The sequence below is a fragment of the Streptomyces parvus genome (assembly GCF_032121415.1).
GTDB lineage: Bacteria > Actinomycetota > Actinomycetes > Streptomycetales > Streptomycetaceae > Streptomyces > Streptomyces globisporus_A.
Window position 1 is genome coordinate 2,320,740 of sequence record NZ_CP135079.1, and the last position, 21,976, is coordinate 2,342,715.

Here is a 21,976-nt window from a genome sequence, read left to right on the forward strand (position 1 = left end):
TCAGGGGATGACGATGACGGGGCGTTGCGCCCGGCGGGCCAGGCGGCCGGCCACCGAGCCGAAGATCCGGCCGACGATGCCGTGCGTGGAGCCGACGACGATGGCGTCGGCGGCATACTCCCGGCCGACCTCCTCCAGCTCGTGGCAGATGTCGCCGCCGCGCTCGACGAGCACCCAGGGAACCTCGGAGAGATAGTCGGCGCAGGCCAGCTCCAGGCCGAGGACCTCGGTGCGGTGGTCGGGGACGTCGACGAAGACGGGGGGCTCGCAGCCCGCCCAGACGGTGGTCGGCAGCCGGTTGGCGACGTGGACGATGATCAGGCCGGAGCTTGAGCGGCCCGCCATGCCGATGGCGTAGGCGAGGGCCCGCTCGCTGGACGTGGAGCCGTCGAAACCGACCACGACTCCGTGCCGGAAGGCGGGATCGCACGCATGGCGTGCTTCTTCGACCGTCCGCGGCTCCGACCCGGGGTCGGCTAGCGGCTTGCGGTCCTTGGGTTCAGGGATTTCGTGACCGGCCATCGGTGTCTCGGCGAAGAGAGTCCTCGTGAGGAGGGAACGGTTTCGATGTGCATCGGGTGCGTCAGCTGATGGTGAGGCTCTGTCCGGGAATCATCTTCCCAACCCCATACCCCCAAGGGTACGGCGTCACTCCTCCATCGCCCAGACCCCCGCAAAAGCGTGCGCGACGCTGGAGGGAGCATGCACGAGCCCGCCCGGTATGGCAATGCCGGTTGTGTCGTACACGCGCCTCGGAAGGGGCGAACACCGTCAGGCGTCCTGTTTTTCGCGAGGGCCCGCGACCACCCGCGAGGGGTGGCGAGGAAGCCCGCACCCGGTCCCTGTTGGCCACGTCTCCGAACACCACCCGAAACCCGTCCTTCGCGTGCTCCCCGGCACATCGGCCGGTGACAGGACGCCGCGGAACCTCGGCCCCTTCCGCCCCACAACGCCCGGCGTGACCGCCCTCCCTGACCCGAACACGCCATGCGCCCTCTGCCGCGAAGGAGCGCACCGGCGTGGCCGCCTCACGGCGGTTGTGCGCCCGGCGTGACCGGATACAGCACACACAACCGATAGCTTTCAGCCAATTTCACCCGTGGGTCGGCCCCTTCACGGGATGGCCGGACAACCCACCGCCCACCAGGCAGGAACGGACCGCGCGGTACGCTTTCACCCGACGCGGACGGGCCACGTTGGCGAAGGGCACTTCCCTGTGCGCTTCGCAGGTGGAACGCTTCGTGATCGAACGCTTCACGCCACGTTTCCTTATCGACATTGAGCTGGTGGGGGAAGGTGTCACGGCAGGACCACGCGACGCAGTAGATTCGATCTTGAAAAATCGGGGGCTGGGGAACCGTGCGAAACCGAGGGGAAACGTGCAGGAGCGGCAGGCCCGTAAGGACCAGGGAGACGCGAACACCGAGGGGGGCTTAGCGTCATGAGCCAGGACTCCGCCACCGCGACGGAGGCCGCACGCAAGCTGACCGGGCGGCGACGCCGGGAAGTCGTTGCCGTGCTGCTGTTCAGCGGCGGCCCTATCTTCGAGAGCTCCATCCCGCTCTCCGTTTTCGGAATCGACCGGCAGGACGCGGGAGTCCCCCGCTACCGCCTGCTGGTCTGCGGGGGCGAGGAAGGACCGCTGCGCACCACCGGTGGGCTCGAACTCACCGCGCCGTACGGCCTGGAGGCGATCAGCAGGGCCGGCACCGTGGTGGTGCCCGCCTGGCGGTCGATCACCTCGCCGCCGCCCGCCGAGGCACTGGACGCGCTGCGGCGCGCCCATGAGGAGGGCGCCCGCATCGTCGGTCTGTGCACGGGAGCCTTCGTGCTCGCGGCCGCCGGCCTGCTGGACGGCCGGCCGGCCACCACACACTGGATGTACGCGCCGACGCTGGCCAAGCGCTATCCGTCGGTGCACGTCGATCCGCGCGAACTGTTCGTGGACGACGGCGATGTGCTCACCTCCGCCGGTACGGCGGCGGGTATCGATCTCTGCCTCCATATAGTCCGCACCGACCACGGCACGGAGGCCGCCGGGGCGCTCGCCCGCCGGCTCGTCGTGCCGCCGCGGCGCAGTGGCGGGCAGGAGCGCTACCTGGACAGGTCTTTACCGGAGGAGATCGGGTCCGACCCGCTCGCCGAGGTCGTGGCCTGGGCCCTGGAGCATCTGCACGAGCAGTTCGACGTGGAGACGCTCGCGGCGCGCGCCTACATGAGCAGGCGGACCTTCGACCGCAGGTTCCGTTCGCTCACCGGCAGCGCACCGCTGCAGTGGCTGATCACCCAGCGGGTGCTGCAGGCGCAGCGGCTGCTGGAGACCTCCGACTACTCGGTCGACGAGGTCGCCGGCCGCTGCGGCTTCCGCTCCCCGGTCGCGCTGCGCGGGCACTTCCGCCGCCAGCTCGGCTCCTCCCCCGCCGCGTACCGGGCCGCCTACCGGGCCCGTCGTCCGCAGGGGGTGGCGGAGAGCGCCGCGACGGTGGTCGAGACGATGGTGCCCAGCCAGGGGCCGCCGTCCGGACGCCGGGGCTCCTCGATGTCCTCCGCACCGGTCGCCGTGGCGGCTGCGGCGGGTCCCGGGGAGCACTCCCTGCCCGGCCCCGACGCGTTCGTTCCCGGCCGCCCGGCCCTGCCGGGACAGCGGAGTGCCCCGTAGGGTGGGGCCCATGAACGACCGCATGGTGTGGATCGACTGCGAGATGACCGGGCTCTCGTTGACGGACGACGCACTCATCGAGGTGGCCGCCCTGGTCACCGACTCGGAGCTGAACGTGCTCGGCGAAGGGGTGGACATCGTGATCCGCCCGCCGGACGCGGCCCTGGAGACCATGCCCGAGGTGGTGCGGCAGATGCACACCGCCTCGGGCCTCCTCGACGAGCTGGCCGGGGGCACCACCCTGGCGGACGCCGAGGAGCAGGTCCTGGCCTACGTCCGCGAGCACGTGAAGGAGCCCGGCAGAGCCCCGCTCTGCGGAAACTCGGTCGGTACCGACCGCGGCTTCCTGGCGCGGGACATGCGGGATCTGGAGAGCTACCTGCATTACCGGATCGTGGACGTGTCCTCGGTCAAGGAGCTGGCCCGGCGCTGGTTCCCCCGGGCGTACTTCAACAGCCCGGACAAGAACGGCAACCACCGGGCGCTGGCGGACATCCGTGACTCCATCACGGAGCTCCGCTACTACCGGGAGGCGGTCTTCGTCCCGCAGCCCGGCCCGGACTCGGAGCGCGCCAAGGAGATCGCGGCGCGCCTGGTGACCCCGGCCACACCGTAGGAACCCGCTGGTCACGGGCGTGAGAGCGCCCGCGGACCGGCCCCGGGAAACGGGGGCGCGAGCACCCTCCCGGACCCTGTACACTTTTTCTCGGCCGGTCGGAAACGACCGGGCGACATGGTGGGTATAGCTCAGCTGGCAGAGCACCTGGTTGTGGTCCAGGATGTCGCGGGTTCAAGTCCCGTTACTCACCCTGAGGGAAGGGCCCCGGTCTTCGGACCGGGGCCCTTCGTCATGCCGTGGTGCGGTGCCGCCCGGCGGCCCCGTCGCTCAGAACGTGACGTCGGAGCAGGCGTAGAAGGCGTTGCCGGTGTCCGCGATGGTCCAGACGCCGAGGATCAGGTGCTTGCCCGACTTCTGCGGCAGGTTGCCCGCGTGTGTGACCGTCGCCCCGGGCTGCCGGCCGCCGAAGGGCACGGTCAGGAAGGGCTGCGGTTCCAGGTCGGCCCGGGTGAGGGGCTTCGCCGGGTCGTAGCCGTCCTTGGTGACGTAGTACCGGAAGTCGGTCGTGGCGTGCCGGGCGGTGATCCGCCAGCGGAAGGTGTGGTTCGCCCCGGCGGTCACGGCGGTGGCCGGCCAGCCCCCGCCGCGCGGGTCGTCCAGCTCGGCAAAGCGCTGGTTGCCCCCGGCACAGATCAGACCGTCACGGGGACCCCGCGCCGGGAAGCCCTTGGGGCCCTCGACGCTCGGCGGCTCCCACTGGATCTGACCGCAGTCGCGGACGGTGCCGTTGCCGCAGAGCTGCTGCCTGCTGACCGGTGAGTCGGTGTACCCGTGGCTCTGTGCGCTGCCGGAGGTGGCCAGCAGGGAGGCCCCGGCGATGCCGAGGCCGAGGAGTAAGGACGTGATCTTTCTGCGCATACGGTGCTCCTGAGGTGAGGGGTGGAGCTTGCGGACAGACGGACCGTGTGCGACGGCTCGCCGCACTTGGTCTAGACCAAGACGGAGGCTAGCCCTGTCCCTTGGTCATGTCCATACCACTGAACCCCCGCGCCCGGGCCGGAGCCGACGCCCCGCCTCACGACGAGTCGCGGACCACCAGCTCCGTCGGCAGCACCACCGAAGGGCGCTCGTCGCCCGGGGTGCGGCCGGCGATCTCGTCCAGGAGGAGTTGGGCCATGCGGCGGCCCATCTCCTCTATGGGCTGGCGGACGCTGGTGAGGGGCGGGTGCATATGGCGGGCGACGACCGAGTCGTCGAAGCCGACCAGGGCCACGTCCTCGGGGATGCGGCGGTCCGCCTCGCGCAGGACCTGGCGGGCGCCGGCGGCCATCACGTCGGAGGCGACGAAGACCGCGTCCAGGTCGGGGCGGCGGGTCAACAGGTCGCGCATGGCCGCCGCGCCGCCCTCCTCGGTGAAGTCGGCGGGGGCGATGAGGCGCTCGTCGGGGGCCAGGCCGGCGGCGGAGACCGCCGCGCGGTAGCCGTCCAGGCGGCGCTGGGCCCCGTACACCTCCAGGCGGCCGGTGATCGTGGCCACCTGGCGGCGGCCCCGGGAGACGAGGTGCTCGACGGCGGCCCGCGCGCCCTCGAAGTTGTCGGAGTCGACCGAGGGCAGCGTCTCGGCCGCGTGCCGGGCTCCGCTGATGACGCAGGGCATGCCCAGCTGCTCCAGCAGCTCCGGCAGCGGGTCGTCCGCGTGGACGGCGACCAGGAGGACCCCGTCGACGCGGTGGGCGGTGAGGTACTGGGCGAGGCGGCGGCGCTCGCGGTCGTTGCCGACGAGGGTGAGGAGCAGCTGCATCTCGGTGTCGGCCAGGGCCGCCCCGACGCCGCGCACTATGGCGGAGAAGTACGGTTCGGCGAAGAAGCGGGTCTCCGGCTCGGGCACCACCAGCGCGATGGCGTCGGTGCGGTTGCCCGCCAGGGCGCGGGCGGCGCGGTTGGGGACGTATCCCAGCTCGGCCACGGCCGCCTCGACCGCCTGCCGGGTCGCGTCGCTGACCCGGGGCGAGCCGTTGATGACCCGCGAGGCGGTGCCCCGGCCCACACCGGCCCGTGCCGCCACCTCTTCGAGCGTGGGCCGCCCGCCGCTCCGTACTCGCGCTGCCGCCATGGCCGCCTCCCCGTTCCCGGTCAATTTCTCACAGCCGTAACGTCAATCCAAGTCCTGGATCGATCACCTCGACGAGCGTACGGACAGGGTATTGGGAGCGCTCCCAAAGAGGGAAACGAAACGGCGGTGGGCCCGGTCGCGGAGACGACCGGGCCCACCGTTCCCAGGAGGGTCAGGCCTCCGGGGGAAGCGCGTGGCGGGCGATCACGTCGCCGTACCAGAGGGCGCTGGACTTCGGCGTACGGCGCTGGGTCGCGTAGTCGACGTACACCGCACCGAAGCGCTTCCCGTAGCCGTAGCCCCACTCGAAGTTGTCCATCAGGGACCAGAGGAAGTAGCCCCGTACGTCGGCCCCGTCGGCCACCGCCCGGCGTACCGCCTCCAAGTGGCCGTGCAGGTAGGCGATCCGCTCGGGGTCGTGGACCCGGCCGTCGGCGTCAGGGGCGTCGTCGAAGGCGGCCCCGTTCTCGGTGACCATCAGCGGCAGGTCCGGGTGCTCGCGCGCGACGTCCATGAGGAGGGCGTGCAGACCGTTCGGGTCGACCGACCAGTTCATGGCGGTACGGGGCTTGCCCTCGGCCAGGTGGAAGGCCACGTGCTCGGAGCCGGGCCACGGGGAGTGGTCACTGCTGCCGTGGCCGTCGTTGCGGGTGTCCCCGGCGCCGTCGGCGGGCGTCGACACGATGGTGGGCGTGTAGTAGTTGACGCCGAGTACGTCGATGGGGGCCGCGATGGCGGCGAGGTCGCCCTCGTGGATCAACGCGGCCCAGTCCACGATGCGTCCGGTGTCGGCCAGCAGGTCTTCCGGGTACGCGCCCTTCAGCATCGGGCCGGTGAAGATCCGGTTGCCCACCGCGTCGATCCGGCGGGCCGCATCCGCGTCCGCCGGGCTGTCGGTCAGCGGGCGCACCTGGTGGAGGTTGAGGGTGACCGAGGTCTGCGCGGCAGCGGGGAGGTTCGCGCGCAGCGCCTCGGTCGCCCGGCCGTGGGCGAGGTTGAGGTGGTGGGCGGCCCGCAGCGCGGCGGCCGGCTCGGTACGGCCGGGGGCGTGGACCCCGGAGCCGTACCCGAGGAAGGCCGAGCACCAGGGCTCGTTCAGCGTCGTCCACATCGAGACCCGGTCGCCGAGCGCGCGGGCCATGATGGCCGCGTAGTCCGCGAACCGTTCGGCCGTCGCGCGCTCGGGCCAGCCGCCCGCGTCCTCCAACTCCTGGGGCAGGTCCCAGTGGTAGAGCGTGGCGACGGGCTTGATTCCGGCCGCCAGCAGCTCGTCGACGAGCGAGCGGTAGAAGTCCAGGCCGCGTTCGACGGCGGGGCCCCGGCCGGTGGGCTGCACCCGGGACCAGGAGACGGAGAAGCGGTACGCCTGGAGGCCGAGGCGCTTCATCAGGGCGACGTCGTCGCGGTAGCGGTGGAAGTGGTCGGCGGCCACGTCCCCGGTATCCCCGTTGAGGACCTTGCCGGGGGTGTGGCTGAAGGTGTCCCAGATGGAGGGGGTGCGGCCCCTCTCGGAGGCCGCGCCCTCCACCTGGTACGCGGCGGTGGCCGCGCCCCACAGGAAGCCTGTGGGGAAGGGGGCCTGGGCGGCGGGTGCCTGCTGCGGGACCGTGTCGGGTCGGACGGCTGTCATGCGGGAGCGCTCCCTTGGGGGACGTCGGGAAAAGCGAGGGTGGGGAGGAGAGGCAGGGGGGTCAGCCCTTGACCGCGCCGGACATGATGCCGCCGACGATCTTCTTGCCGAAGAGGACGAACACCACCAGCAGCGGCAGCGTGCTGATCAGCGCGCCCGCCATCACGATGGACTGGTCGGGGGTGTAGGAGGCGCTGAGCTGGCCGAGGGCGACCTGAAGGGTCGGGTTCTGCTGGTTGAGGGCCAGGTAGGGCCAGAAGAAGTCGTTCCACGCCTGGACGAAGGTGAGCATCCCGAGCACCATCATCGCGGGGCGCGCCACCGGCAGCACCACGCTGCGCACGATGCGGAAGTTGTTGGCGCCGTCGACCTTGGCCGCCTCGATCAGCTCGTACGGCAGGGCCTCGATCAGGTACTGGCGCATGAAGAACACGCCGAACGCGCTCACCAGGGTCGGGAAGATCACCGATTCGAGCTGGCCGCCCCAGCCGAGGCCGGACATCATCATGAACAGCGGGACGACGCTGAGCTGCGGCGGGATGGTGAGAGTGGCGATGACCGCGGTCATCAGCCAGCCGCGGCCCCGGAAGCGCATCTTGGCGAACGCGTAGCCGGCGAGCGTGCAGAAGAAGAGCGTGGCGAGGGTGATCGAGGACGAGACGATGATGCTGTTGACGATCGCCTTGCCGAGGTTCGCCTGCTCCCAGGCGGTCTGGATGTTCTCGATCAGCTTTCCGCCCGGGAAGAACGGCGGGGTGGAGGCGAGGACTTCGTCCTGGGTGCGGGAGGCCGCGACCAGGGTCCAGTAGAGCGGCAGCAGCGAGCCGAAGCCCACGACAGCGAGCGCGGCGTACGCGAACGGGCCGCCCTTCAGCTGCTGTCCCGCGCCCATCCGGAAGCGGCTGGGGCGGGACGGCCCACCGCTCTTCGGGGTCGGCGCGAGCTTCGCGGGGGCGGTGGGGGTGGGGCTGGTCATGGTCATGGAGGCGCTCCCGGTCAGACCGCGGACGTGCGGACGAATCGGCCGACGATCCAGTTGGCCGCGGCGATGAGAAGCAGGAGGGCGAGCATCGCCCAGGCGACGGCGGCGGCCGGACCGAGATGTCCGAGGTTCCAGCCGTAGTTGTAGAGGTAGATGCTGAGCGTCTCGTACTGGTTCTCGTTGCCGCCGGTGGCGCCCAGCGCACCGCCCTCCAGCAGCAGCGGCTCGCCGAAGAGCTGCATGGAGCCGATGGTGGAGATGACGATGGTGAACAGGATCGTCGGCCGCAGCGAGGGAATGGTGACCTTGCGGAACTGCTGCCAGCGCGACGCCCCGTCCAACGAGGCCGCTTCGTAGAGGTCGTTGGGGACCGCCTGCATGGCAGCCAGGTAGATCAGCGCGTTGTAGCCGGTCCACCGCCAGATGACGATGACGGAGATGGCGAGCTTCGACGTCCAGTGCCCGTTGGCCCAGTTGACCGGATCGAATCCGACGAGGCCGAGCGTCCAGTTGAGCAGTCCGCCGTCCGCCCGGAACACCAGGGCGAAGACGAGGGCTGCCGAGGCCACGGAGGTGGCGTACGGGGTGAGGATGATCGTGCGCCAGAACGTGCTGGCCCGCAGGCGGTAGTTGAGAAGATGGGCGAGGCCGAGAGCCATCAGGAGCTGCGGGACGGTCGAGATGACACCGATCAGGAAGGTGTTGCTGACCGAGGTCCAGAACTCGGGGTCGTGCAGGATCTTGTCGAAGTTCTCCCAGCCCACCCACTCCATCGAGTCCAGGCCGGTCATCGAGACCCGGTGCAGGGCGATCCAGCCGGTGTAGAGCAGCGGGTAGAGGCCGAAGGCCCCGAAGATCAGGAAGAACGGGGCGATGTAGGCGTACGGGGACGCCTTGTCGTCGAACCGCCACAGCCGGCTGCGCCACAACTGCCGTCGCTCGTCGGTCGGTTCCTTCTTCGATGGGCGGGGCGCTTTCGCGTACGCATCCCGGGTGGGGGTCGAGGTTGCCACGGGCGGGGAGTCCTTCCCTGGGTGCGGCTGGGGAGTCGGGCGGGCGGGGGCGGGCCGATCAGGGCAGCTGCCCTGTCCGCCCGCCCCCGGGAGGGCGGATCAGGGTCAGCCGATGGCCTTGTCGATCGTCCGGACGGCCGCGTCCCAGGCGTCGTCGGGGCTGGTGCCGCGCTGCTCCATGTTGTTGATCTGGGTGGAGATGGAGTCCTTGATCACGCCGTCCTTCGGGCCGAGGACCGCCTCGGGGATGGACTTCGCGCCGTCGGCGTAGATCTGGCCGATGGGGGCGTTGTTGAAGTACGGCAGGGTCGCGTTCTTCACGTCGGGCAGCTCGTAGGCGCCCTGGTTGGACGGGAAGACGCCGATCGCCTTGAAGACGGCGGCCTGCTGCTCGGGGGCGGTCAGCCACTTGACGAGCTTGGCGGCCTCGTCCACGTTCTTGCCGGACTTGGGGACGGCGAGGAAGGAGCCGCCCCAGTTGGCGGAGGTGTTGCCGGGGGCACTGGTGATGTCCCACTTGCCCTTGTTGGCGTCACCGGCGTACGTGGAGATCTGGCCGGCCATCCAGGCGGGGCAGACGACGGTGGCCACGGTGCTCTTGCGCAGGGCCGCCTGCCACTGGTCCTCGAACTGGGCAAGGCCCTGCGTCAGTTTCTTGGACGCGGCCTGGGCGGCGAGCTGCCAGCCCTTCTCCACGCCGGCGCTCTCCTGGTAGATCGGCTTGCCGCTCGCGTCGTAGTACTGCTCGGGGCTGGAGCTGACCACGGCGTTGAACATGGCGCTCGCGGAGTCCATGAAGTACGTGCCGGAGGGGGCCTTCTTCTTGTACTGCTCGCCGAGCGCGAGGTAGGCCTCCCAGCCGCCCTCGGTCAGCTTCGCCACCTCGTCGCGTTCGGTGGGCAGCCCGGCCTTCTCGAAGAGTTCGCGGTTGTAGCAGAGGGACATGGGGCCGATGTCGGTGCCCGCGCCGATGACCGCGCCGCTGGGGGCGGTGGCCTGCTTCGCCTTCCAGGACACCCACTCGTCCACGCCGATGACCTTGGAGAGGTCGGCGAAGGAGTCCGCCTTGGTGTCGACGATCTCCTTGATCCGGCCGACCTCGATGCCCTGGACGTCGGCGAGGCCGCTGCCGGAGTTCAGCTGCTGAAGGAGCTTGGGGTAGTAGTTCTTCTCCTCGGCGGTGGTGTCCTCCTTGACCGTGATCTTCGGGTTCAGCTCGTGGTACTTCTCGAAGAGCCCGGCCTCCTTGTAGCCGAACTGCCCGAAGTCGGCGACGGTCAGGGTGATGTTGCCGTTCGCGTCGGCTCCCTTGTCCGAGTCGGAGGAGCCGCCGCATCCGGTGAGGAGGAGGGCGGCGACCGTGAGGCCCGTGGTGGCCACGACGGCGGTTCTCGGGCGTCGGCGGGCGACGCTGCGGGTGATGCGCATTCCACTGCTCCTTGTTCCGGGGGGTCCTACGGAAAGACAGGAAGGACGCGCGCGAGATCCCCTCCCATCCATGTGGGAGCGCTCCCATGCGCCGATGCCGGAAGGTTCCTGCCTCAAGGGGGTGGGTGTCAAGAGTTGAAGACGATTCCGTTGCCGAGGGATGTCCGGGGCGTCACGAAGGGGGTCCGGGGCGGCCCACCCGTCGGAAGGTGAACGGGGGCGGCCCGGGTCGGCGGCGGCGTCGGCGCACACCGCCCCTGTGGATTTTCCCCTTAAGCGCCTTTTGATCATCACCGTCCGCGGGGGGTCTTCGCCACGTAGCACGGGGAACGCGCCCCGGCCGGAGGTGGGGTGGGGTCCGGCCGGGACGCGCGGTGGGGGGGGTGGGGGGGTGCGTGGTCGGTGCGGCGGTGAGGGGGCCTGTCCTGGACGGCGGTGGGGGGGCCGGTATCCCCGCCGCCACCGGGGCGAACGGTGGCGGCGGGGGCCGACGTGGGGGCCCCGGGGGAGGTGGGGGCTCGACGACTTCCCGGGGTTGCTTCACGAGCACGCTATCGGCTGCGCACCAGGCGAAAAGGGCTATCCGGACAGGGGCCGGCGTTTTTAGGTTCCGCTTAAGGAACGCATCGGGGCGGGTTAATGATGCGGCCGGGCGGCGGCCCGGTTCTCCTGGCGCCGCTGCCCTCCGAAGCGGCGGCCCACCCGGCGGCCGTGGCCGCGCCGGCCGCGGTCGGGGCGGTTGCCGTGCAGGCCGATCCAGATCCGGACCTCGGTGCCGCCGAGGACGGACCGGCCGATGCGCAGGTCGCCGCCGGTGGACTCGGCGACCCGGCGCACGATGTCCAGGCCGAGGCCGGTGGAGCCGACGGAGCCGCTCGCCCCGGCGCGCCCGCTGGTACCCCGGGCGAGGGCCGCCTTCGGGTCGTCGATGCCCGGACCGGCGTCGGAGACGAGCACGATGACCGCGTCGCCGCTGTGGTGGACGTCGACGGCGAAGGCGGTGCCCTCGGGGGTGTGGCGGAAGACGTTGCCGAGCAACGCGTCGAGGGCGGCGGCCAGTTCGGGGCGGGCGACGGGGATGCGTACCGTACGGTCGACCCCCGCGAGGCGCACCTCGCGGCCCTCGTCCTCGGCGAGCGCCGACCAGAAGCCCATGCGTTCGCGGATCACCTCGGAGGCGTCGCAGCCCGCCTCCGCCTGCCCGCCCTGGGTCTGCGGGCGCTGCTCGCGGGCGGTGCGGATGATCGTGTCGACCTCGTGCTCCAGCTGCTGGACCGCCGCCCGGGTCTGCTCGGCCGCCGGGCCTTCGCCGAGGGACGCGGCGTTCAGCCGGAGCACGGTGAGCGGGGTGCGCAGCCGGTGCGAGAGGTCGGCGGCCAGCTCGCGTTCGTTGGCCAGGAGCTGGACGACCTGGTCGGCCATGGAGTTGAACGCGACGGCTGCGGACCGCAGCTCGGTGGGCCCCTCCTCGGGGACCCGGGTGCCCAGGCGCCCCTCCCCCAGGTCCTGGGCGGCCCCGGCGAGGCGCTGGGCGGGCTGCACCATCCGTACGCCGAGCCGGTCGGCGACCGCGACCGAGCCCACGATCAGGGCGACGCCGACGCCCGCCAGTATCAGCCAGGCGGTGGCGACCCCGTTGGAGACCTCGCCCTCGGGGACGAACACCTCGACGACGGCGATCTCCCCGGTGCTCAGCGCGGTCGGCTGGAGGAGCGCGAATCCGCCGGTGACCTCGGTGATGGAGGCCCGCCCGGCCTTGCGCACGGTCTCCACGTCCTTGGCGGTGGCGCGCCGGGTGCCGATGTCCAGGGGCCCGTCGGCGCGCCCTTCCGCGTCCTCGGCCCTGGCCTGGTCGGGGGCCGGGACATGGACGGCGAGGTGGCCCCGGCCGCCCGGTTCGGTGGACAGGACGGCCCGGGTCAGCTCCTCCCGGTCGGTGGTGATGGAGAGGGTCGGGGCGATCGTCCCGGCCTGGCGTTCGGCGTCGGAGAAGGCCCGGTCACTGGCCATCTCCCGGATGACCAGTCCGAGCGGTACGGCGAAGGCGATGACGACCATCGCGGTGACCGCCAGGCAGACCTTGACCAGGGCCCATCTCATGCGGGCGGCTCCGCGGCGGGCGCGTCGGCGGGCGGCTGGAGCTTCACGCCGACGCCGCGCAGGGTGTGCAGGTAGCGCGGGCGGGCGGCGGTCTCGCCGAGCTTGCGGCGCAGCCAGGACAGATGGACGTCGATGGTCTGGTCGTCGCCGTAGGACTGCTGCCAGACCTCGGCCAGCAGCTCCTTGCGGGCGACGACCACGCCCGGCCGTCCGGCCAGGAAGGTCAGCAGGTCGAACTCGCGCCGGGTCAGGTCGAGTTCGTCCCCGTCCAGCTGCGCGCTGCGGCGCAGCGGGTCGATGGAGAGCCCGCCGACACGGATGACCCGGGGCGGCGGCGCCTCGCCCCCGGCGGCGCGCGAGCGGCGGAGCACGGCGGCCATCCGGGCGGAGAGGTGCTCGACGGAGAACGGTTTCGTCAGGTAGTCGTCGGCGCCGTCGTTGAGCAGCCGGACGATCTCGCTCTCGTCGTCCCGGGCGGTGGCGATGATGACGGGCACGTCGGTGATGGACCGCAGCATCTTCAGCGCCTCCGCGCCGTCCAGATCGGGCAGCCCGAGGTCGAGGATGACCACGTCGAAGCGGAAGTGCGCGACCTCGCGCAGCGCTTCGAGCGCGGTGCCCACGCTCCGTACCGTGTGGGAGGCCTCACTGAGGTGCCGGATGAGGGCGGAACGTACGAACTGGTCGTCCTCGACCACGAGCACACTTGCCATGGGCGGCACCGTACGCCATGGCGAGGGGCCCGGTCCCGGCCCCGTCGGAATCCTCCGCAAAGGCCGGAGAAGGGGCGATCACCCCGCCCGCCGGAGCGGATTCGAGGTGGCCTCGGGCGAGCCAGGAGCGGGCCGGGTGGTGCAGGATGTGCCGGATGCAACGAGGACTCGTACACGCGCTGGCGTGGTCGCTCGCCACCGGCGCGGCGGTCACGCTCTCGTGGTGGGGTGTGCACACGGTCATGACGGGGACGGCGTACGACCCGCCCCGGGCCGTACCGATATCGGTGGGCGCGGGGGCTCCGCAGCGCATCGGGCAGAGTACCGAGGCGCCGCTGGTCTCCTCGACGCACCGGACGTCGCCCTCCCCCTCCGCCGCGCCGAGCACCGGTGACGCGCGCCCCTCGGCGTCGGCCCCGCGCCCCTCGCGTACGCCGTCGGCGACCCCGGTGAAGCCGCCCGCGCGGTCGGCTCCGGCGAAGGCCTCGGGGCAGGTGAAGAGCTATCGGACCGACGGCGGCCGGGTGGTGTTCGAGCTGGGCGCCGACTCGGCGAAGCTCGTCTCGGCGACGCCCGAGCCGGGCTGGTCGATGCAGGTGTGGACGAACGACGCCTGGATCCGGGTGGACTTCGGCGACGGGGGCGGGGAGGACGGCACGACGTACTCCGTGTTCTGCACCTGGAACGGGACGCCGCCGACCGTGCAGGTCGTCGAACCGTGAGCGGCCGTCCTCCGGGCAGGGGCTCTCGTCAGGGGTTCTCGAAGACGGACGGCGGAGGTGCGGGCGACGGCTTGGCCGACGCGTCGGTGACGACGGCCGCGCCGCCGGTGAAGTCGGTGAGCGCACGGCCGTGTTCGACGCGGCCGGGGTGCGGGTCGCTCGCCACCCGCCGGGTGAACTCCGCGACCGGGAGCGGCAGGGCAGAGGCGAGCAGGACCGCGTTGCCGAAGCGGCGGCCCCGCCACACCACCGGGTCGGCGGCCAGCGCCAGTTCGGGGAAGACGGTGCCGGCGGTGGCGACCTGGCCCCGCAGATGGGCGAGCGGGGGCCCGTCGGCCAGGTTGGCGGCGTAGGTCCCCTCGGGTTTCAGCACCCGGCGTACCTCGCCGAGGAATTCGGCGGAGGTGAGGTGGGCGGGGGTGCGGGCCCCGCTGAACACGTCCGCGATGACCAGGTCGGCCCAGCCGTCGGGGAATCTGCCGAGTCCTTCGCGGGCGTCGGCCGCCCGGACCCGGACGCGGGCCTGGGGGTCGAGCGGGAGGTGGTCGCGGACGAACTGCGTGAGGGGCGCGTCGAGTTCGACGATCTGCTGGGTGGAGCGGGGGCGGTTCGCCGCGGTGTACCGGGCGAGCGTGAACGCGCCGCCGCCCAGGTGCAGGACGTGCAACGGCTGGAGCGGGGGTGCGGCGAGGTCGATGATGTGGCCGAGGCGGCGCTGGTAGGCGAACGAGAGGTGTGTGGGGTCGTCGAGGTCCACGTGGGACTGCGGGGCGCCGTCGATCAGGAGCGTCCAGCCGTGCGGGCGCTCGCGGTCGGGCAGGAGTTCGGCGACGCCGCCGCCGACCGGCCGGGAGACGGTTTCGCGCTCGCCTCGGCCCGCGCCGCGCCCGGAGCCCTGGCGGCCCTTCGCCTCCGCGCCCCCGGTGGCGGCCCGGTCCGCGCCCTTCCCCTTGTCCCGGCCCGGCCTGCCTCGACGTGCCACGTTCGCTGGTCCTTGCTGGTGGGGGCCCGGGGTCGCCGGCCTGGCGGGAGGGTGCGGAGGTGTTCCGCCCGTCCGGCCATTATGGGCTCAGCGGCAGCTGTCGGCCGCCTCGATGAGCCGGGCCGCCTGGTCGAGGGCGGCGCGCAGCACGGCCGGGTCGGTGACCGGGGCGTCCTCGGCGGGCGGGAGCAGCCAGCCGGATCCGGAGACCGGCGGCACGGCGGAGATGCGCAGCCCGCGGCCGTCGGTCCGCGTACAGGCGCTGCCGGGTACGTCCCAGGCGTCGGCGGTGCCGGGGGGCACCAGGAATCCGAGGGTGTCGCAGGCCCCGTCGTGCAGGACCGGGCCGACGGCCTCCTGGTCACCGCCGCGACGGAGGATGTCGACGGCTTCCAGGCCCTGCCGGGCCGGGACCGTGACGAGGTCCAGGGGCGGGTCCGCCTGGGCGGGGGTCGTCGCGGTCGTCCGTGAGCCGGTCTCCCTGCCGAGGTGCAACAAGGGAACCCCTCCTCTCATCGCCGAACGGAGCCACACTCCGTCTCCACATGGACCAACGCCGTGGGTGCGTCAAGGGCTACGGGCCCACACCGCCGCAAAGGGTGGCAGTTCATGGCGGATCACGGGCGGTATGACCGCTTTCGCAACGAAACGCTGCGTGTGCGCACCATCACAGCAGGTACGTTCTGGCTCCGCCGGGACACCGGAACTCCGGGGAAGCCGGGGAGACCGGGGGGCCCGGGGACGCCGGGCGGCACGACCCCCCGGCTGCACCAGAGAGGGGCCGGACATGGCGTCGACAGGGGCAGTTCCCAACCTCGCCTTCCGTCAGCTGCGCGGGCAGCGCTCCGCCGGGGAGTTCGCGGCGGCCGTCCGCAGAGCCGCCCGGGAGATCGGGGAGCAGGTCGCGTGCGACGCCCGGTACATCGGACGCGTGGAGTCCGGGGAGATCCGCTGCCCCAACTACGCCTACGAACGCGTCTTCCTGCACATGTTCCCCGGGGCGTCCCTGACCGACCTGGGGTTCTCGGCCCGCGAGAGCGTACGGGGGCGGGGGGCCCGGGTCGCATCGGAACCTCCGCCTCCGCCCGGGGCCACGGCCCCCGCGCCCCCGTCGCACCGCGACACCGATACCGACGACATCCCCGAGGAGAGCGACGTGCTGCGTCGCGTGTTCATGACGAGCGGCACCGCCACCGTGGCGGCCGCTTCCCTGGGTCTCGGCGGGGCGCCCGCCTCCGCCCGGGTCTCTCTGCCCCCGCAGCGCCGGGTCGGCGAGGCGGAGGTGATCGCCGTCGAGAAGGCCGTACGGGAGATCCGGCTGCTGGACGACCGGCACGGCGGTGACGGGCTCTACCGGCGGGCCGCGCAGCCGCTGCGCGCGGCGTACGAGCTGCTGGACGCCGGGAGCGGCGCGCGGCGCGCCACCTCGGACCGGCTGCACACGGGCGCGGGTGAGCTGGCTATCTCGGTGGGGTGGCTGGCCCATGACTCGGGCCGCTTCGACGACGCCCGCTCGCACTACGCGGAGGCGCTGGCCACGGCGCGGCTGGCGGGGGACGCGGGGCTGGAGGCGCACGCGTTCTGCAACACGTCGTTCCTGGCCCGGGACGCGGGGCGGCCGCGCGAGGCGGTACGGGCGGCGGAGGCCGGCCAGCGGGCCGCCCGCACGCTGGGGTCGCCCCGGCTGCTGGCGCTGCTCGCGCTGCGGGAGGCGGGGGGCCGGGCGGGGCTCGGTGACCGTACGGGGTGCGACCGGGCGATCGGGCGGGCGCGGGCGGCGTTCGACCGGGGTCCCGCGGCGGGCGATCCGGAGTGGATGAGCTTCTTCCGGGAGGCGGAGCTGGAGCTGCTGGAGGCGCAGTGCTGGTCGGCGCTGGGCGACTGGTCCCGGGCGGCGCGGCACGGGCGGCGGGCGGTGGTGCTCCAGGACGCGCACTTCACCCGGAACCTGGCGTTGTACCGAGCCCAGCTCACGGGTGACCTGGCCCGGGCGGGCCGGGCGGACGAGGCGGCGGCGACGGGGCACCAGGTGCTGGACCTGCTGACCCGGGTGCAGTCGTCGCGGATCCGGGGGATGTTGGCGGGGGCGGCGCGGGTGCTGGAGCCGCGGGCCGGGGCGCGGGAGGTGTCGTCGTTCCTGACCCGCCACCGATCGAGCCCGCCCGGCGCCCCGCCCAGCCCGTCCGACGTGTGAGGACGGAACCGTTGAGCCCGTTCTCGGGTGCGCCCCGCCCAGCCCGTCCGGCGTTTGAGGACGGAACCGTTGAGCCCGTTCTCGGGTGCGCATCAGGGTCTCCTCCGCCCCGGGGCCCGTGAGGTTCCCACCCGCCGGGCGCAGGGATCCGTCCTCAAACGCCGGACGGGCTGGGAGTGGTCGCCCACCGGGCGCAGGGTTCCGTCCCCAAGCGCCGGACCGGCTGAGGTGGCGCGGCCGCGGCAGCCGCAAGGGGGGCGGGCGCCCCGCGAAGTCAGTGGTCCAGGTGGCCCGTGTCGTTCCAGCGTTCCACGGCCGGCAGGCCGTACGCCCAGCCCAGGACCGAAAGCGACGTCGGCTCCAGGCGGATCCGCGCGCCGAAGGACAGGTCCTCCCCCAGCCACCGCGCGCCCAGCGCCCGCAGAATGTGGCCGTGGGCGAAGACCAGCACGTCCCGGTCCGCCGACCGCGCCCAGGCGACGATCTCGTCCGCACGGGCGGTGACATCGGCGACGGACTCCCCGCCCGGCACCCCGTCGCGCCAGATCAGCCAGTCGGGCCGGTCCGCCTTGATCTCGGCCGGGGTCAGCCCCTCGTACGCCCCGTAGTCCCATTCCATCAGCGCGTCCCACCGCTCCGCCCGCTCCCCGAACCCGGCGAGCTCGCAGGTCTCGGCGGCCCGGACGAGCGGGCTGGTGCGGACCTCGACGCCGGGCAGCCCCGCCCACGGCGCCCGGTGCAGCCGTTCACCGAGCAGCTTCGCGCCCTCGCGCCCGCTGTCCAGGAGCGGGATGTCCGTCCTGCCCGTGTGGTTGCCCCGGACCGACCACTGGGTCTGGCCGTGCCGGGCGAGCAGGATGCGCGGTGCCATGAAGGCTCTCCCTGGAACGCTGGTGCTGGGTTCTTCCATCATCCCGTACCGGCCCTCCAGGCAACCTCCCGGCCCCGAGGGGCGTCCCACCCTGCGCAGTCCCGGCCCCGGAATCGGACCACGGCGGGACCGCTGCGTACGGGACGTCCGGAAGGGGACCCCCGGGGGATGCGGTGGCACGGCGCCGCCGTACGGTTGAACGTTCGTCGTCGGCCGCATGAACATGGGGAGAGCTACCGGATGCCGCACGCCACCGCGCCGCCCGCGACCGGTCATCGACCCCGCTGGTGGACGGAGCTGCCACTGATCGCGGTGGTGTACGCGCTGTATTCCGTGGGCCGCCTGCTGGTGCGCGGCGACGTGTCGACCGCGGTCGACCACGGCCTGGCGATCCTGCGGCTGGAACAGGCGCTGTACCTCAACGCCGAGCACCCGCTGAACCGTCTCTTCACCAGCACCCCGTCCCTCGGGATACCCGCCGACTTCGCGTACGCGTCCCTGCACTACCTGGTCACCCCGGCCGTCCTCATATGGATGTTCCGGCGCAGGGCGGCCGCGTACCGGGCGGCCCGGGTCTGGCTGATGAACTCCACGCTGCTGGGGCTGGTCGGCTTCACGCTGATGCCGACCTGCCCGCCCCGGCTGCTGGACGCGAGCCACGGCTTCGTCGACACGATGGCGCAGTACAGCGCGTACGGCTGGTGGGGCGAGGGGGCGAGCGCGCCGCGCGGGCTGAGCGGGATGACCAACCAGTACGCGGCGATGCCGAGCCTGCACGTCGGCTGGTCGCTCTGGTGCGGGATCCTGCTGTGGCGGCACGGCCGCCACCCCCTGATACGGGCGGCGGGGATCGCCTATCCGCTGATCACCACGGTCGTCGTGATGGGCACCGCCAACCACTACTTCCTGGACGCCGTCGCGGGCGCGGCCGTGATGGGCCTCGGGGCCCTGCTGGTGAAGCCCGTCATCCGGTTCGCCGACGGGGTCAAGGCGAGGCTGGCCGGTGTCCTCGCCGGCGGCCGGAAGCAGGGCGGCGCGAGCACCGCCGCCGCGGCGATTCCGGCGACCGTGTCCCCGGATGTCAGTGCCGGGTGCAAGACTTCCACGGGTGAGCGCATCCCCGGCCAGCGGACCACCTCCGCAGATCCCCCCGGCACGGCAGTCGGCGGCACGGCAGCCAGAGACGCCGCCGACGCGGACGCGAACGACGACGCTCCGGCAGCGGCTCGCTGAGCTGCGCGGCCCGTCCGTCGCGCCGCATCCGCTGGACGCCAGAGCCCTGGCCGCCCTCGCCGCCAACCCCGGCTGCAAACGGCGGGCCCTGCTCGACGGCGCCGGGGTGGACAAGGGCGTGCTGGCCACCGCGCTCGGCTCCCCCGCCCCCTTCGGGCAGTCCCAGTTCGCCTTCATGCGGGGCAACGCCTTCGAGGCGAAGGTCAAGGCCGACGGCGGCGCGGAGCTGCTCCGCCTGCTGTACGAGCGCCTGGGCGGCTCCTCCCCCGCCCCGGGCCCGGACGTCGCCACGCCCGATCTGAGCGCCGCCGGTCCCGAGGGCCGTGCCGCGCGCACCGCGCTCGCCCTGCGGGAGGCCACGGCGGCGGGCGGCTGGGCGCTGCTGGACCACCCGATGCTGGCTCTGGAGGTGGCGGGCTCCCCCGCCTATCTGGAGCCCGACGCGGTGGTCGTGCACCCCGACGGCCGGTGGACGGTCGTCGAAATCAAGTCGTTTCCCATGATCGACGCCTCGGCCGACGCGTCGAAGGTCGGCGCCGCCGCCCGCCAGGCCGCGGTGTACGTGCTGGCGCTGGAGCGGGTCGCCGCGGTCACCGCGGGTGCGGAGGTGGGGCAGCGGGTGCTGCTGGTCTGCCCCAAGGACTTCTCGAACCTGCCGACCGCCTCGGTCGTGGACGTACGCAAACAGCGTGCGGTGACCCGCCGTCAGCTGGCCCGGCTGACCCGGATCGAGGAGATCGCGGCGGGGCTGCCCGAGGGGACGACGTTCGATCCGGCGTGCCCGTCCGAGGAGCTGGACGCGGCCCTGGCGGCGGTGCCCCCGGCGTACGCCCCGGAGTGCCTGGCCGCGTGCGAGCTGGCCTTCCACTGCCGGGCGAAGTCCCGGGCCGAGGGGGCGGTGGAGGCGCTGGGCCGCAGCGTGCGCGGTGAGCTGGGCGGGCTGACGACGGTGGCCGGGGTGCTGGCCGCCGCCGCGGGCAAGGAGGGTGATCCCGCCGATCCGACGGTCGCGGCGCTGCGCCGGGCAGCCGCCCTGCGGGCCGAGGCCCTGGAGAGCTCCGCCGTCCTGCGGGCCGGGGCGCGGGAAGCCGCCGCCGTCGCGGGCGCCGCGGCTCCGGAAGGTGCGGCCGCATGTCGCTGATCACCACCCTGGCCCGGCTGGAGGCCGTCGACACCGGCCGCGCCCAGCCGCTCGCGACCGTCCGCCACCGACATCTCACCGACCGGCCGCTGGTGCTGGTGCCGCTGACCACCGCCGGTGAGGCCGGTGCCCCGCTCGGGGCGCTGGTCGGCACGGACCGGGAGGCGCCGCGGCTGCTGGCCGTCGCCCAGCCGCGCGACCGGGACCTGCGGTTCGCGTTCCTGGCCGAGCTGGCGGAGGCGGTCCTGCCGCACATCGAGGCGTACGCGGACGTCGTCGAGCCCGCCGAGCGCAACGAGACCGATCCGGCGACCGGCAAGAAGACCAAGGTCGAGGTCGAGCTGTGCACGGACGCCGGCCAGCTGATCGTGCCGAGCCGGGCGGGCGTCGAGTTCGTGCGTCTGCTGGGCCGGTCCATGCGGTTCCGCCGCACCGCCGAGGACGATCCGGACACCCCGTATCCGGCACCCGCCCGGGTGCCGCTGCTCGGCCGCTGGCTGACGCACTACGGGGAGCGGGCCCGGGTGCCCGGCTCCTCGCTGCTGCTGGCCGCGACCGATCTGCTGAACCGGCACTGGGCGACCGGGCAGAGCAGCCTGGAGGACCAGCACCTGGGCGCGCTGCTGTCCTGGATCGACCCGCCGGCCGGCTCCTCGGGGGCCGAGGCCGCGCTGCGGGCCGAGCTGGCCCGGGACGCGGAGGGCCAGTTGCTGTGTCCCCCGGCCGGTCCGGCGACCGACCCCGACTTCGACAACCGGCTCCTCGCCCCGGCGATCGAGCGGTACGACCGGGCGCGCACGGCGCTCGCCTCCGCCGAGGACGGGCTCGCCGCGGATGCGCGCCTGGGCGAGCTGAGCGGCGCCGAGCGGGAGATCCGTTCGCTGCTGGCGCGGGTCATGCTGCCGACCTGGGACGCGGTCTGGCGCGGTCTCGACCTGTTGCGGGAGCTGCCCGAGGGGGCCCGGGCCGAGGACCGCTGGACCCGGGACCGCTGGTCGTTCACCGCGCACCGCGACCGGGTGCGCTCGGGCGAGCCGCCGCAGCCGCGCCGCGACGACGCGGTGACGGCGGCACAGAAGCTGGCCTCGCGGGAGACCGCCCAGGCCCAGCTGGAGGCACAGGAGGCGCTGGACGATCCGCTGGTGCTGGCGGGGCGGCGGCTGGCGGGCGAGGCGTTCCTCGCCACGGTGACGGATGTGGAGATGGCGTACACCGAGTCCAAGCGGCCCTCGCCGCGCCCGCTGGTCACCGTCCGCACGGACGAGCGACCGCATCTGGGCGAGCGGACGAAGGTCTACCGCTCGCTGGAGGGCAAGCCGCAGACGGCGGAGTTCGTGCGGGCCGAGCAGGAGACGGACCAGGACGGCGAAGTCCTGCTGGTGCTGCGGATCCTGGACCGGATGGGCCGGGGCAAGGAGCCCGCGCCCGGTTCGGTGCCGGAGCCCGGGGAGCGGATCGCCTGGACCCTGTTCGAGCACGACCAGCGCGGCGGTCCGAAGCTGCCGGACCCGGAGGAGACGCCGTGGACCCACGGCGGGCCGCCGGGCGCGGACGCCGCGACGCGTGCGGAGCAACCCGACCCCGTGACCCCGGAGGACCTGCTGTGACCCCGACCCCGACCCCGACCCCCGCCTCC

The 21,976-nt window shown here is 73.0% G+C and carries 18 protein-coding genes, 1 tRNA gene and 1 pseudogene; 8 read left to right on the forward strand and 12 right to left on the reverse strand.

The genetic code is table 11. The features are described 5' to 3' along the window. Positions 1-522 (reverse strand): universal stress protein, encoded by a 522-nt coding sequence (locus RNL97_RS11315; protein WP_313750649.1) that lies wholly within the window; start codon positions 520-522, stop codon positions 1-3. Positions 523-1,441: 919 nt separating this feature from the next. Here RNL97_RS11315 and RNL97_RS11320 point away from each other — a divergent pair. From RNL97_RS11320 to RNL97_RS11330, 3 genes are all read left to right on the forward strand, one after another. Continuing rightward, positions 1,442-2,659 carry a helix-turn-helix domain-containing protein gene (locus RNL97_RS11320; protein WP_243314088.1) on the forward strand — a complete coding sequence of 406 codons (1,218 nt, stop codon included), beginning with the start codon at positions 1,442-1,444 and terminating at the stop codon, positions 2,657-2,659. Positions 2,660-2,669: 10 nt separating this feature from the next. Further along, positions 2,670-3,275, forward strand: coding sequence for an oligoribonuclease (gene orn / locus RNL97_RS11325; RefSeq protein ID WP_030592501.1), 606 nt, complete (start codon positions 2,670-2,672; stop codon positions 3,273-3,275). Between the two features lie 120 nt (positions 3,276-3,395). After that, positions 3,396-3,468, forward strand: a tRNA-His gene (locus RNL97_RS11330). Between the two features lie 77 nt (positions 3,469-3,545). Here the strand turns inward: RNL97_RS11330 and RNL97_RS11335 are convergent. From RNL97_RS11335 to RNL97_RS11370, 8 genes and pseudogenes are all read right to left on the reverse strand, one after another. Next, on the reverse strand, positions 3,546-4,136 hold the full coding sequence (locus RNL97_RS11335; protein WP_243314089.1) for a lytic polysaccharide monooxygenase auxiliary activity family 9 protein: 591 nt from the start codon (positions 4,134-4,136) through the stop codon (positions 3,546-3,548). Positions 4,137-4,293: 157 nt separating this feature from the next. Further along, positions 4,294-5,331, reverse strand: coding sequence for a LacI family DNA-binding transcriptional regulator (locus RNL97_RS11340; RefSeq protein ID WP_030592505.1), 1,038 nt, complete (start codon positions 5,329-5,331; stop codon positions 4,294-4,296). A gap of 172 nt (positions 5,332-5,503) precedes the next feature. Continuing rightward, on the reverse strand, positions 5,504-6,961 hold the full coding sequence (locus RNL97_RS11345) for a GH1 family beta-glucosidase (protein WP_313750650.1): 1,458 nt from the start codon (positions 6,959-6,961) through the stop codon (positions 5,504-5,506). A gap of 61 nt (positions 6,962-7,022) precedes the next feature. After that, positions 7,023-7,943 carry a carbohydrate ABC transporter permease gene (locus tag RNL97_RS11350; protein WP_313750651.1) on the reverse strand — a complete coding sequence of 307 codons (921 nt, stop codon included), beginning with the start codon at positions 7,941-7,943 and terminating at the stop codon, positions 7,023-7,025. 14 nt (positions 7,944-7,957) lie between these two features. Beyond that, positions 7,958-8,956 carry a carbohydrate ABC transporter permease gene (locus RNL97_RS11355; protein WP_030592511.1) on the reverse strand — a complete coding sequence of 333 codons (999 nt, stop codon included), beginning with the start codon at positions 8,954-8,956 and terminating at the stop codon, positions 7,958-7,960. Between the two features lie 321 nt (positions 8,957-9,277). Then, positions 9,278-10,675, reverse strand: a pseudogene (locus tag RNL97_RS11360) (ABC transporter substrate-binding protein); the annotation flags it as partial. Between the two features lie 345 nt (positions 10,676-11,020). Next, a complete protein-coding gene (locus RNL97_RS11365; protein ID WP_030591538.1) occupies positions 11,021-12,484 on the reverse strand; it encodes a sensor histidine kinase in 1,464 nt (487 codons plus the stop codon). Further along, positions 12,481-13,197, reverse strand: coding sequence for a response regulator transcription factor (locus RNL97_RS11370; RefSeq protein WP_030591540.1), 717 nt, complete (start codon positions 13,195-13,197; stop codon positions 12,481-12,483). The genes RNL97_RS11365 and RNL97_RS11370 overlap by 4 nt, the downstream gene beginning before the upstream one ends. Before the next feature lie 155 nt (positions 13,198-13,352). Here RNL97_RS11370 and RNL97_RS11375 point away from each other — a divergent pair, with 155 nt between their 5' ends. Then, positions 13,353-13,919: a superantigen-like protein SSL4 gene (locus RNL97_RS11375; protein WP_030591542.1), complete on the forward strand. Its 567-nt coding sequence runs from the start codon at positions 13,353-13,355 to the stop codon at positions 13,917-13,919. A gap of 28 nt (positions 13,920-13,947) precedes the next feature. On the opposite strand, the gene RNL97_RS11380 is transcribed toward RNL97_RS11375, so the two are convergent. Next, positions 13,948-14,901 carry a spermidine synthase gene (locus RNL97_RS11380; protein WP_313750652.1) on the reverse strand — a complete coding sequence of 318 codons (954 nt, stop codon included), beginning with the start codon at positions 14,899-14,901 and terminating at the stop codon, positions 13,948-13,950. A gap of 87 nt (positions 14,902-14,988) precedes the next feature. Further along, on the reverse strand, positions 14,989-15,399 hold the full coding sequence (locus RNL97_RS11385; RefSeq protein WP_199814256.1) for a hypothetical protein: 411 nt from the start codon (positions 15,397-15,399) through the stop codon (positions 14,989-14,991). 289 nt (positions 15,400-15,688) lie between these two features. Here RNL97_RS11385 and RNL97_RS11390 point away from each other — a divergent pair, with 289 nt between their 5' ends. Then, positions 15,689-17,095, forward strand: a complete 1,407-nt coding sequence (locus RNL97_RS11390) for a tetratricopeptide repeat protein (protein WP_313750653.1) — start codon at positions 15,689-15,691, stop codon at positions 17,093-17,095. Positions 17,096-17,369: 274 nt separating this feature from the next. Here the strand turns inward: RNL97_RS11390 and RNL97_RS11395 are convergent, their stop codons facing one another. Next, a complete protein-coding gene (locus tag RNL97_RS11395; RefSeq protein ID WP_030591547.1) occupies positions 17,370-17,966 on the reverse strand; it encodes a histidine phosphatase family protein in 597 nt (198 codons plus the stop codon). Positions 17,967-18,206: 240 nt separating this feature from the next. Here RNL97_RS11395 and RNL97_RS11400 point away from each other — a divergent pair, with 240 nt between their 5' ends. The 3 genes from RNL97_RS11400 to RNL97_RS11410 all read left to right on the forward strand — a co-directional run bounded on the left by RNL97_RS11400 (position 18,207) and on the right by RNL97_RS11410 (position 21,947). Then, positions 18,207-19,199, forward strand: a complete 993-nt coding sequence (locus tag RNL97_RS11400; RefSeq protein WP_032766593.1) for a phosphatase PAP2 family protein — start codon at positions 18,207-18,209, stop codon at positions 19,197-19,199. Between the two features lie 106 nt (positions 19,200-19,305). Next, on the forward strand, positions 19,306-20,340 hold the full coding sequence (locus tag RNL97_RS11405) for a hypothetical protein (protein ID WP_243316304.1): 1,035 nt from the start codon (positions 19,306-19,308) through the stop codon (positions 20,338-20,340). Beyond that, positions 20,331-21,947, forward strand: coding sequence for a hypothetical protein (locus RNL97_RS11410; RefSeq protein WP_030591555.1), 1,617 nt, complete (start codon positions 20,331-20,333; stop codon positions 21,945-21,947). The genes RNL97_RS11405 and RNL97_RS11410 overlap by 10 nt, the downstream gene beginning before the upstream one ends. Positions 21,948-21,976 lie beyond the last annotated feature (29 nt).